The 462-nt window shown below is 39.8% G+C and carries 1 pseudogene; it reads right to left on the bottom strand.

Annotated elements, in window-relative coordinates:
- Nucleotides 1-462, bottom strand: a pseudogene (locus tag AB204_RS22940) (host specificity protein J); the annotation flags it as partial.

Below are 462 nucleotides of genomic sequence, written 5' to 3'. Positions count from 1 at the left end.
GACTTCACTTTTTATCTGAGTAACCTGTCTGGATAACGCTTCATCCGCATTTGCCCGTGTTTGCTTTTCTTCACTTAACTGGGCTTTAATGTTTTTATCGACTTCACTTTTCAGTTGCGTAACTTGCTTAGACAATGCTTCATCCGCATTTGCCCGTGTTTGTTTTTCTTCACTTAACTGGGCTTTAATGTTTTTATCGACTTCACTTTTCAGTTGCGTAACTTGCTTAGACAATGCTTCATCCGCATTTGCCCGTGTTTGTTTTTCTTCACTTAACTGGGCCTTGATGTTTTGATCGACTTCGCTTTTCAGTTGCGTAACTTGTTTAGACAACGCTTCATCTGCATTTGCACGTGTTTGTTTTTCTTCACTTAACTGGGCTTTGATGTTTTGATCGATTTCACTTTTCAGTTGCGTAACTTGTTTAGACAACGCTTCATCCGCATTTGCCCGTGTTTGTTT

Origin of the sequence: Xenorhabdus khoisanae (assembly GCF_001037465.1) — a bacterium.
Taxonomy (GTDB): Bacteria; Pseudomonadota; Gammaproteobacteria; order Enterobacterales; family Enterobacteriaceae; genus Xenorhabdus; species Xenorhabdus khoisanae.
The sequence above is the reverse complement of the archived record's forward strand: the minus strand, read 5'-3'. Positions and strand labels throughout refer to the sequence as shown.